This is a genomic window from Rathayibacter sp. Leaf299 (assembly GCF_001423055.1).
GTDB lineage: Bacteria > Actinomycetota > Actinomycetes > Actinomycetales > Microbacteriaceae > Rathayibacter > Rathayibacter caricis.
Genome location: NZ_LMNT01000004.1, coordinates 14776 through 28994, shown reverse-complemented (window position 1 = coordinate 28994; position 14219 = coordinate 14776). Strand labels below are relative to the sequence as shown.

Below are 14219 nucleotides of genomic sequence, written 5' to 3'. Positions count from 1 at the left end.
GTGTTATCCGGATGACGGAAGACCTGAACGAGACCGACACGACCGAGGCCGTGGACGTCGTCTCGAGGGTCCTGGCGAACGCGCAGTCGCGGTCGGCGGGATACTCGCGCTTCGTCGCGGGCGGCGCACAGGCGCTGCAGACCTCGGGCCACGAGGGCGAGGACTCGGACGGCGAGCAGTTCGACCGTGCCGACCGCCAGGCCCTGCGACGCGTCGCCGGTCTGTCCACCGAGCTCGAGGACGTCACGGAGGTCGAGTACCGGCAGCTCCGCCTCGAGAACGTCGTGCTGATCGGCGTGTACTCGCAGGGCTCGCTCGAGGACGCGGAGAACTCGCTGCACGAGCTCGCCGCCCTCGCCGAGACCGCGGGCGCGACCGTCCTCGACGGGCTGCTGCAGAGGCGTCCGCACCCCGACCCGAGCACCTACCTCGGCAAGGGCAAGGCTCAGGAGCTCGCGGGAGTCGTCGCAGCCCTCGGAGCCGACACGGTCGTCGCCGACACCGAGCTGGCACCGAGCCAGCGTCGCGCACTCGAGGACGTCGTGAAGGTGAAGGTGATCGACCGCACCGCGGTGATCCTCGACATCTTCAGCCAGCACGCCAAGAGCCGCGAGGGCAAGGCGCAGGTCGAGCTCGCTCAGCTCGAGTACCTCCTCCCGCGACTGCGCGGATGGGGTGAGTCGATGTCGCGCCAGGCCGGTGGCCAGGTGGGCGCGGGAGCCGGTATGGGCTCGCGTGGACCGGGTGAGACGAAGATCGAGCTCGACCGTCGCCGAATCCACACGCGCATGGCGCGACTGCGCAAGCAGATCACCGCGATGAAGCCCGCGCGCGAGGCGAAGCGCGCGAACCGCAAGCGGAACGCCGTGCCCTCCGTCGCCATCGCCGGCTACACCAACGCGGGCAAGTCGAGCCTCCTGAACCGCATGACGCACGCCGGGGTCCTCGTCGAGAACTCGTTGTTCGCGACGCTGGACGCGACCGTCCGCAAGGCCCAGACGGCCGACGGCCGGCTGTACACGTTCGCCGACACGGTCGGCTTCGTGCGCGCACTGCCGCACCAGCTGGTCGAGGCGTTCCGCTCGACGCTGGAGGAGGTCGCCGACTCGGACATCATCGTCCACGTCGTCGACGGTTCGCACCCCGATCCCGCCGGGCAGATCGCAACCGTGCGCGACGTGATCGGCGAGGTCGGAGCGCGCGGGATCCCCGAGATCATCGCCTTCAACAAGTCCGACCTGGTCGACGAGGGCACGCGCCTCGTCCTCCGCGGGCTCGCTCCGGATGCCGTCTTCGTCTCCGCGCGGACCGGCGAGGGCATCGACGAGCTGCAGGCCAGGATCGCCGAGATCCTGCCCGAGCCCGACGTCGAGATCGACCTGCTCGTCCCCTACGACCGCGGCGACGTGGTGTCGCACCTGCACCGCAGCGGCCGCATCCTGGCGACCGAGTACGTCGACGGAGGGACGCGCGTCCAGGCGCTCGTCCACCAGGACCTGGCGGGCTCGCTCGCCGAGTTCGCCGCCCCCGCGGCGTCCGTCGAGGCCTGACCGCACGACGCGAGCGCCCGCTTCCCCCGCTGTGGGGAGGTGGGCGCTCCGTCGTCTCCGGAGCGCCGAGCGCCACCTCCGACGTCGTACTCCCTCACGCTCGTCCCGCTCCTCGACGGCGTGGCACCGCCCTTCCTCCGGTGGCCCCCGGAGGGCCGAGGGTCCACGCGTCCGTTCCGGCGCCAGCTCCCGATCGACCCGGGCTGCGGCCTGAAGACCCACGGCTAGGACGGCGCAGTGGCATCGCTGAGCACGAGGGTCGACGCGGCCGTCGAGGCGTGGTGAGGCCCCGTGGAGGCCGTGGTCGAGAAGTGGAACACGGAGGGGGCGGACGGCTCTCGGCCGTCCGCCCCCTCCTCCTGTCCTGACCGGGCTGCGTCGAGCACGGCCGCAGCGGCTCAGACCGAGCGGAGCACGGCCACGATCTTGCCGAGGACCTCGGCCTCGTCGCCCAGGATGGGCTCGAAGTTGGAGTTGCGGGGGAGCAGCCAGGTGTGGCCGTCGCGCTGCCGGAGGACCTTCACCGTGGCCTCCCCGTCGAGCATGGCCGCGACGATCTCGCCGTTCTCGGCGGTGCGCTGCGAGCGGACGACGACCCAGTCCCCGTCGCAGATCGCCGCGTCGATCATCGACTCGCCGACGACCTTGAGCATGAAGAGCTCGCCCTTGCCGACGAGCTGGCGGGGGAGGGGGAAGACCTCGTCGATCTGCTGGTCGGCGGTGATGGGGACGCCGGCCGCGATCCGGCCGACGAGCGGCACCATGGCGGCGTCGCCGACCGTGACGCTCGACTCGAACGACCCGTCGTCCTCGGTGGAGCTCGGGACGTCGATGAGGATCTCGAGCGCGCGGGGGCGGTTCGGGTCGCGCCGGAGGTAGCCGCTGAGCTCGAGCTGGTTGAGCTGGTGCGTGACGCTCGAGAGCGAGGCGAGCCCGACGGCGTCGCCGATCTCGCGCATGCTCGGCGGGTAGCCCCGGCTCGAGACGGAGCGCTGGATCACGTCGAGGATCGCGAGCTGCTTCGCGCTCAGGTTCTTCCGGCGTCGTCCGGTGCCCTGCTTCGCCTTGGCGGTCTGCGCGTCGCTCACATCGTCCTCTCTCGGCGCGCACCCCGCGTGCGCGCCCGCCCGGCTCCTCGTCGATCACCGATGTCGGTGGTCGCTGCTGTACTACCAGCGGGCTCTCGAAACTGTATCCGCCGGGGGTTCCCGTTCGGAACATTCGTTCGAGTGTGTCGCACGATCCGTCGACGGATACGACGCGACAGGCTCTTGCCTCTCGCTTTATTCGAAGATATATTCGGAACAGAGATTCGGGGCGGCCTCCCGGCCGAGGTCCGCCCCGAGTCCCTGCTGAAAGGAGCGATCCCCATGATCGACCAGCACATCGACCAGCACCGCGTCACCTCCGTCCAGGAGGCGCAGGTCTCCGTCATCGCGGCTCCTGCCGTCGCGTCGCCTGCCGTCGCTCGTGTGCGCCTGCGGATCACCCGCCGCGGTCGCGGCGTCCTGGCGGTGCTCGGCGCTCTCCCGATCGTCGCGGGAGCGTTCGTGTTCGGCCTCAACGGCGGGGGAGCGGTCGCCTCCGGCGAGTCCTCCGACGTGCAGTTCCAGTACGTGACGGTGCGTGCGGGGGAATCCCTCTGGTCGCTCGCCGAGGACATCGCTCCGGACTCCGACCCCCGCGACGTCGTCTCGGACCTCCTCTCGCTCAACCAGCTGGCGAGCGCCGGCCTCGAGCCCGGCCAGCGGCTTGCCGTTCCGTCCGGGTACGAGCTGGCCCGCTGATCCGGCGGCTGCCGCTTCGGCGGGAGCGGGCGCGCAGTATCCGGATCGGTTCCCCTGTCGCCGCTACCATTCCCTGGTGACGACTCTCGACGACCTCCCCCTCCGCGACGATCTCCGAGGGAAGCTGCCGTACGGCGCTCCGCAGAAGATCGTCCCCGTGGCACTCAACGTCAACGAGAACACCCACCCGGTCCCCGACGGGGTGATCGCCGACATCGTCGAGCGGGTGTCCGTCGCCCTGCGGACGGTCAACCGCTATCCCGATCGCGAGTTCCGGGAGCTGCGCGACTCGCTGGCCACCTACCTCGGACACGGTCTCACCGCGGACGGCGTCTGGGCGGCGAACGGCTCCAACGAGGTCCTGCAGCACATCCTTCAGGCCTTCGGCGGCCCGGGGCGATCCGTGCTCGGATTCGCGCCCACCTACTCGATGTACTCGATCCTCGCCTCCGGCAGCGGCACCGAGTGGATCGGCGCTCCGCGACAGGACGACTTCGAGGTCGGCGCCGAGTACGCGGCCGAGCAGGTCCGGCGTGCGCAGCCCGACCTCGTCTTCCTCTGCGCACCCAACAACCCCACCGGCACGCCCCTCTCCCTCGAGACCGTCGAAGCGGTCTACGACGCCACGGACGGCATCGTCGTGGTCGACGAGGCGTACGCCGAGTTCGGGGGCCCCGGCGCGCCCACCGCGCTAAGCCTGCTCGCAGGACGCCCCCGGCTGCTCGTCTCCCGCACGATGAGCAAGGCGTTCGCCTTCGCGGGAGTGCGTCTGGGGTACCTCGCCGCCGACCCCGCCGTCGTCGACGCGCTGCGCCTCGTCCGCCTGCCATACCACCTCTCTGCGCTCACCCAGGCGGCCGCGACCGCCGCTCTGGCGCACTCCGACGAGATGCTGGCGATGGTGGGCGACATCATCGAGCAGCGCGACCGCATGGTCGTCGGCCTCCGCGAGCTCGGGTACACCCCGCACGCGAGCGGCAGCAACTTCGTGCTCTTCGGGGGAGTCTCCGATCCGGGCGCGACCTTCGAGGCGCTCCTCGCCCGGGGCGTCCTCATCCGTGACGTCGGCATCCCGAACCACCTGCGCGTGAGCGCCGGCACCGCGGAGGAGACGACGGCGTTCCTCGACGCCCTCGCGTCCCTGCCCTCCCTCGACGCCGACCCCGCCGCAGCACTCGCGCACGAGTAGCGCCCGGCCCGAGGGCGGCCGCGGAGCGGCGAATAGACTGGTCGCATGACCTCTCCGAGCGCCGCATCCGGGCGCACCGCCTCCCTCAGCCGTGCCACCAGCGAGTCGAGCATCGAGCTCTCGATCGACCTCGACGGCACCGGCACCGCGGACCTCGAGACCGGCGTGCCGTTCTTCGACCACCTGCTCACCGCCTTCGCCAAGCACTCGCTCACCGACCTCCGTGTCCGGGCGACGGGCGACATCGAGATCGACATCCACCACACGGCCGAGGACATCGGCATCGCGCTCGGCACCGCCATCCGGCAGGCCCTCGGCGACAAGTCGGGCATCTCCCGCTTCGGCGACGCGCTGGTGCCGCTCGACGAGGCCCTCGTGCAGGCCGTCGTCGACATCTCCGGACGCCCCTACCTGGTGCACAGCGGTGAGCCGGAGGGCTTCGCCCTGCACCTGATCGGCGGGCACTTCACCGGCTCCATGGTGCGCCACGTCTTCGAGGCGATCGCCTTCAACGCGGGTCTCACCGTGCACGTCACCGTGCTCGGCGGACGCGATCCCCACCACATCGCGGAAGCCGAGTTCAAGGCGTTCGCCCGCGCGTTCCGTCAGGCCAAGGCGCTCGACCCGCTCGTCGTCGGCGTGCCCTCGACCAAGGGCGCCCTGTGAGCGCCCGTCCCTCGGTCGTCGTCTACGACTACGGATCCGGCAACGTCCACTCCGCCGTCAAGGCGCTCGAGCTCGCCGGCGCCGACGTCGAGCTGACGTCGGACCGCACGAAGGCGCTCGAGGCCGACGGACTGCTCGTCCCCGGCGTCGGGGCGTTCAGTGCGGTCATGGACGCCCTGACGACGGCGCGCGGTGGCGAGATCATCGACAAGCGCCTGTCCGGCGGGCGGCCCGTCCTGGGCATCTGCGTCGGGATGCAGGTGCTGTTCGAGCGCGGCGTCGAGCGCGGCGTCGAGAGCGAGGGTCTGGGCGAGTGGCCCGGCACTGTCGACCTCCTGCCCGCCGAGGTCGTTCCGCACATGGGCTGGAACACCGTCAGTGCTCCCGAGGGCTCGGTGCTCTTCGACGGCATCGCCGACGAGCGTTTCTACTTCGTCCACTCCTACGGCGCTCGGGAGTGGTCGCTCGACGTCATGCCGCCCTTCCCCGCTCCCGCGGTCACCTGGGCCGACCACGGCGGCCCCTTCATCGCCGCGGTCGAGAACGGGCCGCTCTCGGCCACCCAGTTCCACCCCGAGAAGTCCGGCGCGGCGGGCCTGCGCCTGCTCTCGAATTGGCTGGGCGGGCTCCGCACGAACTAGGATCGGCCGGTGGTCGGCGCCGCTCCCCGTGAGTGCCGCCTCCGCACCAGGGCTCCCGAGACTGAGGATGACGATGAGCGAGTTCACCAAGGCCCCGGGCCTTGTCCTTCTCCCCGCGATCGATGTGGCGGGCGGCAAGGCCGTCCGACTGACGCAGGGCGAGGCGGGCACCGAGACCAACTACGGGGACCCCATCGACGCCGCAGGCGACTGGGCCGATCAGGGCGCGGAGTGGATCCACCTCGTCGACCTCGACGCCGCCTTCGGCCGTGGCGACAACCACGGCATCATGAAGAAGGTGATCCGGCAGGTCAAGGGCGTCAACGTCGAGCTCTCCGGCGGGATCCGCGACGACCGCAGCCTCGAGTCCGCGCTCAGCGCCGGTGCGAAGCGCATCAACCTCGGCACCGCCGCCCTCGAGAACCCCGAGTGGGCCGCGAGCGTGATCGCTCAGTACGGCGACCAGATCGCCGTCGGTCTCGATGTGCGCGGCACCACCCTCGCGGCCCGCGGCTGGACCAAGGAGGGCGGCGACCTCTGGCAGGTCCTCGACCGCCTCGAGGAGGCAGGCTGCACCCGCTACGTCGTCACCGACGTGACCAAGGACGGCACCCTCAAGGGACCGAACCTCGAGCTGCTCGAGCAGGTCATGGCCCGCACCCGCCGCCCGGTGATCGCCTCCGGCGGGATCTCGAACCTCGACGACATCGCCGCACTGCGCGACCTCGTCCCGCAGGGCCTCGAGGGCGCGATCGTGGGGAAGGCGCTCTACGCCGGCGCCTTCACGCTCGCGGAGGCGCTGGATGTCGCGTCCGAGTGACGGACGCGCTCTCCCCTCGCATCTGACCGACTCCGCCGGCACCCCCTGGGCGGGCCGCCGTTTCGAGGCGGGCGCGGGGAGCGAGGACGACGGCCGCGCGCCGGAGCCGCTCGTGCGCGCTCTCGCCGCCTTCGCGGACGGATCGCGCGGCCCGGACGCCGTCGTCGACGCGCTGCGTGGATCCCGCCTGCTGATCCCGCTCGTGGCGCACCTCGGCGAGGAGGGTGACGAGGTCGCCGGTCTCCGGACCGACAAGACGCAGGAGCTGTCGATCGTCACGGTGGCCGGCCCGGACGGGCGCGACGTCCTGCCGGTGTTCAGCAGCGTCGACACGATGCGGCGCTGGGATCCGGCGGCGCGCCCCGTGCCCGTCGACGGGCGCCGTGCCGCGCTCGCCGCCGTCGCCGAGTCGACCGAGCTGATGGTGCTCGACCCGGCGTCCGAGCACGAGTTCGCGGTGCGCCGGCCCGCGCTGTGGGCGATCGCCGAGGGCACGCCGTGGCGCAGTGCCGCGGAGGACTCCGAGGTGCTCAGGGCGCTGCGGGCGTCCGCGGAGCAGGAGCCGGTGGTCGTCTCGGTCGACGTCCGAGCCGGAGATCCGCGTCAGCGGCTGCACGGTCCCGAGGTCGTCGTGGTGCTGGCACTCGCTCCCGGACTCGACCGCGAGGCGCTCGGCGCGCTCGTCTCCCGCCTGGGGGAGCGGTGGGCCGCCGACGAGATCGTCGCCTCGCGGGTCGACTCGCTCTCGGTCCAGCTGGCTCCCGCCCGCTGACTCAGGTGACCGGGCCCGTCCACTTCTCGCCCGGGCCCTTGCCGATGGGGTCGGCGATCGGCGAGGCCTCGCGGAACGCGAGCTGGAGGGTGCGCAGTCCGTCGCGCAGGCTGCGTGCGTGCATGTCGCTGATGTCCGGAGCGCCGGCGGTCACGAGGCCGGCGAGCGCGTTGATGAGCTTCCGCGCCTCGTCGAGGTCGACCTGGGCGCCCGGTTCGTCGGCGAGGCCGCACTTCACCGCGGCGGCGCTCATGAGGTGGACCGCCGCCGTCGTGATGATCTCCACGGCGGGCACCTCCGCGATGTCGCGGGCGGCCTCCACGTCGGAGGAGGCGTCGGCGTCGCCGAAGCGCCGCACGTAGTCGTCGTCGTACTGGGCCATGGGTCCTTCGTTCGGTGGATCGGGCCCGCGGAGGGGCCTCGCGCTGCGGCGGCGAGAGGCGACCGAATCCGCTCTGTCGCTCGGGCCGGGATTCTGCTAAGGTGATGCGGGCTCCGAGGCATGCCCTCGGTTCGAAAGTGGAGATTCTCCCACCCGCGCTTGACCGCTTCATTAGGTTACCGGGTCTGAAGCACTCCGCCCTCGGTGACGAGGGCAGGGCTGCGGCACCCGAGCGAAACCTCGGAGGCCGGGTCGCAGGGTGCGAGCACGTGCACGAGCACGTCAGGAATCTCCTCTCTCGGGATGCGCCGGATCAGAATCCGGCAGCAGAGCAGCTACTCACCGAGATCAGAGGAGAAACGCAATCAGCGATCCCCGTACCAACGACCGAATCCGCGTCCCCGAGGTCCGCCTCGTGGGTCCCGCCGGAGAACAGGTCGGCGTCGTGAAAATCGAGGTCGCCCTGCGACTCGCGCAGGACGCAGACCTGGATCTGGTCGAGGTTGCTCCCAACTCCAAGCCTCCCGTCGCCAAGATCATGGACTACGGGAAGTTCAAGTACGAGCAGGCCCAGAAGCTCAAGGAAGCCCGTCGCAACCAGGCGAACACGATCCTCAAGGAGGTCCGTTTCCGCCTGAAGATCGACAAGCACGACTACGAGACCAAGCGCAAGCGCGCGGAGGGCTTCCTGAAGGCCGGCGACAAGGTCAAGGCCATGATCCTGTTCCGCGGTCGCGAGCAGTCCCGCCCCGAGATGGGCGTCCGACTCCTGCAGCGCTTCGCGGAGGACGTGTCCGAATTCGGTCAGGTCGAGTCCACCCCGACCATCGACGGTCGCAACATGGTGATGGTCATCGGCCCGCTGAAGAACAAGTCCGAGGCGAAGGCCGAGGCGAACGCGGTCCGCGCGGCTCGCCGCGAGGCCAACACCCCTGAGGAATCGGCCGAGGCCGAATCCGTCTGATACTTCGCCGCCCCGGCCTCGGGGCCGGCGGACGCCCTGCTCGCGGGGCACCGGTTTCGCCCCGCTGACGCGGGTGCGACGTGACAAGGAGAGAACATGCCCAAGATGAAGACCCACTCGGGTGCCAAGAAGCGCTTCAAGGTGACCGGCTCCGGCAAGGTCATGAAGCAGCAGGCCGGTATGCGTCACAACCTGGAGTCCAAGTCCAGCGTCCGCACCCGCCGCCTGAACCAGGACCAGGTCCTCGCCCCGCAGGACGCCAAGGTCGCCAAGAAGCTTCTCGGTCTGTAGCCCGCAGCCGGCGCAGTCCGCTGCGCCGCGTGGCTACTCCACCGACCCGGATCGATAGGAAGAAAAAGAAATGGCAAGAGTCAAGAGGGCGGTCAACGCCCACAAGAAGCGTCGCGTCATCCTCGAGCGCGCGTCGGGCTACCGCGGCCAGCGCTCGCGCCTGTACCGCAAGGCGAAGGAGCAGGTCACCCACTCCCTCGTCTACTCGTACCGCGACCGTCGTGCGAAGAAGGGCGAGTTCCGCCGCCTCTGGATCCAGCGCATCAACGCCGCGTCCCGCGCGAACGGCCTGACTTACAACCGCTTCATCCAGGGCCTCGCCCTGGCCGGCGTCCAGGTCGACCGCCGCATCCTCGCGGACCTCGCGATCACCGAGCCCGCGACCTTCGCCGCCCTCGTGGCCACCGCGAAGAACGCGCTGCCTGCCGACACCTCGGCGCCCAAGGCCGCCGCGTAGTCCTCGCTGCTCCCGGAGGGGGTCACGACCACTGGTCGTGGCCCCCTCCGTCGTTCCCGGGGAGGCTCGACCGCGGGCGACGTGTCGCCGGGGCCCCCGTCCGCGCCGCCGATAGGCTCGCCGCATGCTCGACAACCCCCGTTCCCCCCGTGTCCGCTCCGTGGCCAAGCTCACCCGGCGCCCGGCCAGGCAGGAGGCGGGGCTCTTCCTCCTCGAGGGGCCGCAGGCCGTCTCGGAGGCGCTGCGCTACCGTCCGGAGCTGCTCGTCGAGTCGTTCGCGACTCCGACCGCTCTGGAGCGCCACCCCGAGATCGTCGCCGCCGCCGAGGAGGCCGACGTCGAGATCGAGTACGTGACCGAGGACGTCCTCGATGCGATGGCCGACACCGTCACGCCGCAGGGCTTCGTCTCGGTCTGCCGGCAGTTCCCGACCTCGCTCAAGGATATCGTCGCTTCGGAGCCGCGCCTGGTCGCCGTGCTCGAGGAGGTGCGCGACCCGGGCAACCTCGGCACGATCGTCCGCGCCGCCGATGCGGCCGGCGCCGACGCCGTGATCCTCACGGGGCGCTCGGTCGACCTCTACAACCCGAAGGTCGTGCGCTCGACCACCGGCTCCCTGTTCCACCTCCCCGTCGCGGTCGACGCCCAGCTCGCCGACGTGCTGCAGCGGCTCCGCTCGATCGGCCTGCGCTCGGTGGCCGCGGACGTGAAGGGCGAGGACCTGTTGGACGTCCGTGCCCGCGGCGATCTCGCCCAGCCGACCGTGTGGGTGTTCGGCAACGAGGCCCGTGGGTTGGAGGACGAGTCGCTCGAGCTCGTCGACAGCGTCGTCGCGGTGCCGATCTACGGAGCGGCCGAGTCGCTCAACCTGGCGACCGCCGCCTCCGTCTGCCTCTACGAGAGCGCCTTCGCCCTGCGATCCTGAGCACCAGGAGCGCACTCCTGGGTGCGAGCCGGGCGTTCGGCGCGGTTATTAACCTCTGATTAAGAAAACCCTCATGATTTGACCCACCCATTCGCGTGTGATTCTCTGGCCGAATGGAAGCACCTGTGCAGGACGATCGCTCGTCCGCTCCCGTCGGAGAACCCCTCGTCGTCCTCGACGGCGTGCAGAAGCACTACGGGGAGTTCCAGGCTCTGAAGGACATCGACCTCACCATCAACCGCGGTGAGGTCGTCGTCGTCCTCGGTCCCTCCGGCTCCGGCAAGTCGACGCTCTGCCGCACGATCAACCGCCTCGAGACCATCTCGGGCGGCACGATCTCGATCGACGGGCAGAAGCTGCCGGAGGAGGGCAAGGGCCTCGCCGCGCTGCGTGCGGACGTGGGGATGGTGTTCCAGTCCTTCAACCTCTTCGCGCACAAGACGATCCTCGAGAACGTGACGCTCGGGCCGATCAAGGTCCGCAAGCTCGCCCGGAAGGCCGCCGAGGCCGAGGCGCAGGCGCTGCTCGACCGGGTCGGCGTCGGTCACCAGGCGGGCAAGACCCCGGCCCAGCTCTCGGGCGGCCAGCAGCAGCGCGTGGCCATCGCCCGCGCACTCGCGATGAAGCCCAAGGTGATGCTCTTCGACGAGCCCACCTCGGCCCTCGACCCCGAGATGATCAACGAGGTGCTCGACGTGATGGTCGGCCTCGCCAAGGACGGCATGACCATGATCGTCGTCACCCACGAGATGGGCTTCGCCCGCAAGGCCGCCGACCGCGTCGTCTTCATGGCCGAGGGCGAGATCCTCGAGGACACCGACCCCGAGTCGTTCTTCACCGCGCCGCGCACCGACCGCGCCAAGGACTTCCTCTCGAAGCTCATCACCCACTGACTCCTCCCGCACCAGGAGGTGCGAGGGCCCGCGTCCGCACAGCACGCAGGACGCGGGGCCCCGCACAGCATCCATCCGACGGATCGACCCCCACCATCCCGGGGAGCGATCGGACACCGCCCGCTCAGACGGGCCACACCCAGGAAGGACGACCATGCGCACCAAGCTCATGTTCATGACCGCCGGGATCGCAGCAGCGACCCTCGCCCTCGCCGGCTGCGCCGGCGGCGACTCCGGCACCGGCGACGCCGGCGCCGGATCCGAGGAGAGCGGAGCGGCCTACGAGGTCGCCACCGACGTGACCCTCGAGGGCAGCCCCACCTTCGACGCGATGACCTCGGCCGACCAGGTCACCATCGGAGTCAAGGAGGACCAGCCCGGACTGGGCTACCTCGACGCCGCGACCGGTGAGCGCTCGGGCTTCGACATCGAGATCGCGAAGTGGATCGCGGCCTCGCTCGGCTTCTCCGAGGACCAGATCGAGTACACGGCGATCCCGTCGGCCAACCGCGAGGCGTCGATCGTGAACGGCGACATCGACTACTACGTCGGCACCTACTCGATCACCGACAAGCGCAAGGAGCAGGTCGGCTTCGCCGGACCCTACTTCGAGACCGGCCAGCAGCTGCTGGTCGCCGCGGACAACGACTCCATCGAGGGTCCGGACGACCTCACCGCCGAGACCACCGTGTGCTCGGCGACCGGGTCCACCCCGATCCAGAACATCCGCACCAACTACCCCGATGTCCCGACCGAGGAGTTCGACACGTACTCGCAGTGCGTCGACGCCCTCAACGACGGACAGGTCGACGCGGTCACCACCGACGGCGCGATCCTGATCGGCTACGCGGCGCAGAACCCGGACGAGCTCAAGGTCGTCGGCGAGCCCTTCAGCACCGAGCTCTACGGAGTCGGCCTCGCGAAGGACGACACCGCGCTGCGCGGCTTCATCAACGACATGTTCACCGAGGGCGGTGACACCTGGACCGCGATCTACGACGAGACTCTCGGCGAGTCCGGCACCGAGGTCGAGCAGCCCGCGGTCGACGCGTACTAGCAGGTCTCCCGGGGCGGCGCCGAGCGCGCCGCCCCGGGGCCCCGCCTCTCCCACCCACCTCCCGATGAAAGGGCTCGCCGCATGGATGTTCTGCTGAACAACCTCGACGTGTTCGTCCCGGCCTTCGGCAACACCCTGTTGCTCTTCGCCGTCTCGCTCGTCTTCGCCCTCCTCATCGGCACCGTCGTCGGCGCCATGCGCGTCTCGCCCGTCCCGATCGCCCGCGCGGTCGGCACGGTGTACGTCAACACCATCAGGAACACGCCACTGACGCTCCTGATGTTCTTCTTCGCCTTCGGCTACCCGAAGCTCGATCTGCCGGACCTCGACTACACGACGCTCGCGATCTTCGCCCTCAGCCTCTACACCGCGACCTACGTCGCCGAGGTGCTGCGCTCGGGCATCAACACCGTCCCGATCGGGCAGGCCGAGGCCGCCCGCGCCATCGGCCTCGACTTCGGCCTCACGATGACCCAGGTCGTCCTGCCGCAGGCCTTCCGGTCGGTGATCCCGCCTTTGATGAGCGTGCTGATCGCCCTCCTCAAGAACACCACCGTGGCGGCGGGCTTCTCCGTCGCCGAGGCCGGCACGATCGTCCGCGAGCTCAACGAGCGCGGCGAGAACAGCCTCATCGTGGTGCTCTGGGTCGCGCTCGTGTTCGTGGTCCTGGTCACCGTGCTCTCGCTCGTCCAACGCCAGCTCGAGAAGAAGTGGAGGGTCGCCCGATGAGCTCCGTCCTCTTCGACAACCCGGGCCCGCGCGCCATCGCCCGCAACCGACTGATCGGGGCGGTCGTCGTCCTCCTCCTCGCGGCCTTCCTCGCCTTCGTGCTCTGGCGATTCGCCGAGTCGGGGCAGTTCTCGGCCGAGAAGTGGCGCGCGTTCCAGTACCCCCTCGTCTGGCAGAGCATCGGAGCGGCGCTCGGGCAGACGCTCGCCGCCTTCGCCACCGCGGGAGTCGCCAGCATCGTGCTCGGCCTGGTCCTCGCCGTCGGCCGGCTCTCGGACCGCCGGTGGATCAACATCCCGGTCACGCTCTTCATCGAGCTGTTCCGCGCGATCCCCGTCCTCATCCTGATGATGCTGATGTACTACGGACTGCCGTTCGCCGGGCTCAAGCTCAGCCCCTACCTGGCGGTCGTCATCGCGCTGACGCTCTACAACGGCTCCGTCTTCTCCGAGATCTTCCGCGCCGGCATCGAGGCGCTGCCTCGCGGGCAGAAGGAGGCGGGCTACGCCGTCGGCCTGAGCAAGGCCGGCGTCATGCGGCTCATCCTGTTCCCGCAGGCGATCCGCTCGATGCTGCCGGTCATCATCGCGCAGCTCGTGGTGGCGCTGAAGGACACCGCGCTCGGTTCGATCATCACGTACAACGAGCTCCTCTACTACGCGAAGTACCTCGGCAACCAGCCGAGCCTGGACAGCCCGATCATCCCCGCCGCCATCGTCATCGGAGCGATCTACATCGGCATCTGCCTCGCCCTGTCGGGCCTGGCGAAGTGGGTCGAGATCCGCACCAAGAACAGTGGACGCCGAGGGACCGGCCACCCCGCCGCCCGTGCCACGACCGACACGGCGCTGCTGGCGGCGCAGGACTGAGTGCATTCGCGCCCTCGCCTGCGGCGACGGCGCCGCGGTCGGCGGGGCGCGTGGTGCGTTTTCGGGAGCGGGGTGCGTTCGGCTAGCGCGGATCGCTGGCACGCGATCCGCGCGTTCGCCTCCGGGGACGCGGATGGTCGTCCGCGAGGGGCTCCTTGCCCTCCGCTGGTCGAGTAGCCGCGCAGCGGCGTACCGAGACCGACGTCTCCGAGTGCTGCCCCCGCCTG

At 70.2% G+C, this 14219-nt stretch carries 17 protein-coding genes; 15 read left to right on the top strand and 2 right to left on the bottom strand.

From position 1 onward, the window contains the following. Positions 1–11: 11 nt before the first annotated feature. On the top strand, positions 12–1550 hold the full coding sequence (gene hflX / locus ASF48_RS14555) for a GTPase HflX (protein WP_055793318.1): 1539 nt from the start codon (positions 12–14) through the stop codon (positions 1548–1550). Positions 1551–1948: 398 nt separating this feature from the next. Here the strand turns inward: hflX and lexA are convergent, their stop codons facing one another. Then, a complete protein-coding gene (gene lexA, locus ASF48_RS14550; RefSeq protein ID WP_055793315.1) occupies positions 1949–2638 on the bottom strand; it encodes a transcriptional repressor LexA in 690 nt (229 codons plus the stop codon). Positions 2639–2920: 282 nt separating this feature from the next. Between lexA and ASF48_RS14545 the strand changes: the two genes are divergently transcribed. The 6 genes from ASF48_RS14545 to ASF48_RS14520 all read left to right on the top strand — a co-directional run bounded on the left by ASF48_RS14545 (position 2921) and on the right by ASF48_RS14520 (position 7425). Next, positions 2921–3337, top strand: a complete 417-nt coding sequence (locus ASF48_RS14545) for a LysM peptidoglycan-binding domain-containing protein (protein WP_055793313.1) — start codon at positions 2921–2923, stop codon at positions 3335–3337. Between the two features lie 76 nt (positions 3338–3413). Continuing rightward, positions 3414–4526, top strand: a complete 1113-nt coding sequence (locus ASF48_RS14540; protein WP_055793310.1) for a histidinol-phosphate transaminase — start codon at positions 3414–3416, stop codon at positions 4524–4526. A gap of 45 nt (positions 4527–4571) precedes the next feature. After that, the gene (gene hisB, locus ASF48_RS14535; RefSeq protein WP_055793307.1) at positions 4572–5192 is read left to right on the top strand and encodes an imidazoleglycerol-phosphate dehydratase HisB; all 621 of its coding nucleotides are present in this window, start codon (positions 4572–4574) and stop codon (positions 5190–5192) included. After that, the gene (hisH, locus tag ASF48_RS14530) at positions 5189–5833 is read left to right on the top strand and encodes an imidazole glycerol phosphate synthase subunit HisH (protein ID WP_055793304.1); all 645 of its coding nucleotides are present in this window, start codon (positions 5189–5191) and stop codon (positions 5831–5833) included. The genes hisB and hisH overlap by 4 nt, the downstream gene beginning before the upstream one ends. A 73-nt stretch (positions 5834–5906) precedes the next feature. Then, positions 5907–6653, top strand: coding sequence for a bifunctional 1-(5-phosphoribosyl)-5-((5-phosphoribosylamino)methylideneamino)imidazole-4-carboxamide isomerase/phosphoribosylanthranilate isomerase PriA (priA, locus tag ASF48_RS14525; RefSeq protein WP_055793876.1), 747 nt, complete (start codon positions 5907–5909; stop codon positions 6651–6653). Next, entirely contained in the window at positions 6637–7425 is a 789-nt protein-coding gene (locus ASF48_RS14520; RefSeq protein WP_055793301.1) for an SseB family protein, read from the top strand. Before priA ends, ASF48_RS14520 begins: the two co-directional genes overlap by 17 nt. Before the next feature lies 1 nt (position 7426). Here the strand turns inward: ASF48_RS14520 and ASF48_RS14515 are convergent, their stop codons facing one another. After that, positions 7427–7807, bottom strand: a complete 381-nt coding sequence (locus ASF48_RS14515) for a DUF1844 domain-containing protein (RefSeq protein ID WP_055793298.1) — start codon at positions 7805–7807, stop codon at positions 7427–7429. Between the two features lie 364 nt (positions 7808–8171). On the opposite strand from ASF48_RS14515, the gene infC reads away from it, so the two are divergent. The 8 genes from infC (at position 8172) to ASF48_RS14475 (ending at position 13992) form a co-directional block, all read left to right on the top strand. Beyond that, a complete protein-coding gene (gene infC / locus ASF48_RS14510; protein WP_077222490.1) occupies positions 8172–8771 on the top strand; it encodes a translation initiation factor IF-3 in 600 nt (199 codons plus the stop codon). Positions 8772–8867: 96 nt separating this feature from the next. Then, entirely contained in the window at positions 8868–9062 is a 195-nt protein-coding gene (gene rpmI / locus ASF48_RS14505; protein ID WP_055793295.1) for a 50S ribosomal protein L35, read from the top strand. Positions 9063–9132: 70 nt separating this feature from the next. Beyond that, the gene (gene rplT / locus ASF48_RS14500) at positions 9133–9519 is read left to right on the top strand and encodes a 50S ribosomal protein L20 (protein WP_055793292.1); all 387 of its coding nucleotides are present in this window, start codon (positions 9133–9135) and stop codon (positions 9517–9519) included. Positions 9520–9643: 124 nt separating this feature from the next. Continuing rightward, positions 9644–10444: a TrmH family RNA methyltransferase gene (locus ASF48_RS14495; RefSeq protein WP_055793289.1), complete on the top strand. Its 801-nt coding sequence runs from the start codon at positions 9644–9646 to the stop codon at positions 10442–10444. Positions 10445–10569: 125 nt separating this feature from the next. Further along, entirely contained in the window at positions 10570–11337 is a 768-nt protein-coding gene (locus tag ASF48_RS14490; RefSeq protein ID WP_230674052.1) for an amino acid ABC transporter ATP-binding protein, read from the top strand. Positions 11338–11491: 154 nt separating this feature from the next. Beyond that, complete coding sequence (locus ASF48_RS14485) at positions 11492–12394, top strand: glutamate ABC transporter substrate-binding protein (protein WP_055793283.1); 903 nt, start codon at positions 11492–11494, stop codon at positions 12392–12394. Between the two features lie 81 nt (positions 12395–12475). Continuing rightward, complete coding sequence (locus tag ASF48_RS14480) at positions 12476–13123, top strand: amino acid ABC transporter permease (RefSeq protein WP_055793280.1); 648 nt, start codon at positions 12476–12478, stop codon at positions 13121–13123. Then, a complete protein-coding gene (locus ASF48_RS14475; RefSeq protein ID WP_055793872.1) occupies positions 13120–13992 on the top strand; it encodes an amino acid ABC transporter permease in 873 nt (290 codons plus the stop codon). Before ASF48_RS14480 ends, ASF48_RS14475 begins: the two co-directional genes overlap by 4 nt. The last annotated feature ends 227 nt before the right edge of the window (positions 13993–14219 follow it).

What these genes read in the sequence shown, in the direction of transcription:
- rplT (WP_055793292.1), top strand. Translation starts at nt 9,133, where the DNA reads ATGGCAAGAGTCAAGAGGGCGGTCAACGCCCACAAGAAGCGTCGCGTC.
- priA (WP_055793876.1), top strand. Translation starts at nt 5,907, where the DNA reads ATGAGCGAGTTCACCAAGGCCCCGGGCCTTGTCCTTCTCCCCGCGATC.
- ASF48_RS14480 (WP_055793280.1), top strand. Translation starts at nt 12,476, where the DNA reads ATGGATGTTCTGCTGAACAACCTCGACGTGTTCGTCCCGGCCTTCGGC.
- ASF48_RS14520 (WP_055793301.1), top strand. Translation starts at nt 6,637, where the DNA reads ATGTCGCGTCCGAGTGACGGACGCGCTCTCCCCTCGCATCTGACCGAC.
- ASF48_RS14545 (WP_055793313.1), top strand. Translation starts at nt 2,921, where the DNA reads ATGATCGACCAGCACATCGACCAGCACCGCGTCACCTCCGTCCAGGAG.
- hflX (WP_055793318.1), top strand. Translation starts at nt 12, where the DNA reads ATGACGGAAGACCTGAACGAGACCGACACGACCGAGGCCGTGGACGTC.
- hisB (WP_055793307.1), top strand. Translation starts at nt 4,572, where the DNA reads ATGACCTCTCCGAGCGCCGCATCCGGGCGCACCGCCTCCCTCAGCCGT.
- ASF48_RS14475 (WP_055793872.1), top strand. Translation starts at nt 13,120, where the DNA reads ATGAGCTCCGTCCTCTTCGACAACCCGGGCCCGCGCGCCATCGCCCGC.
- rpmI (WP_055793295.1), top strand. Translation starts at nt 8,868, where the DNA reads ATGCCCAAGATGAAGACCCACTCGGGTGCCAAGAAGCGCTTCAAGGTG.
- ASF48_RS14495 (WP_055793289.1), top strand. Translation starts at nt 9,644, where the DNA reads ATGCTCGACAACCCCCGTTCCCCCCGTGTCCGCTCCGTGGCCAAGCTC.
- ASF48_RS14515 (WP_055793298.1), bottom strand. Translation starts at nt 7,807, where the DNA reads ATGGCCCAGTACGACGACGACTACGTGCGGCGCTTCGGCGACGCCGAC.
- ASF48_RS14485 (WP_055793283.1), top strand. Translation starts at nt 11,492, where the DNA reads ATGCGCACCAAGCTCATGTTCATGACCGCCGGGATCGCAGCAGCGACC.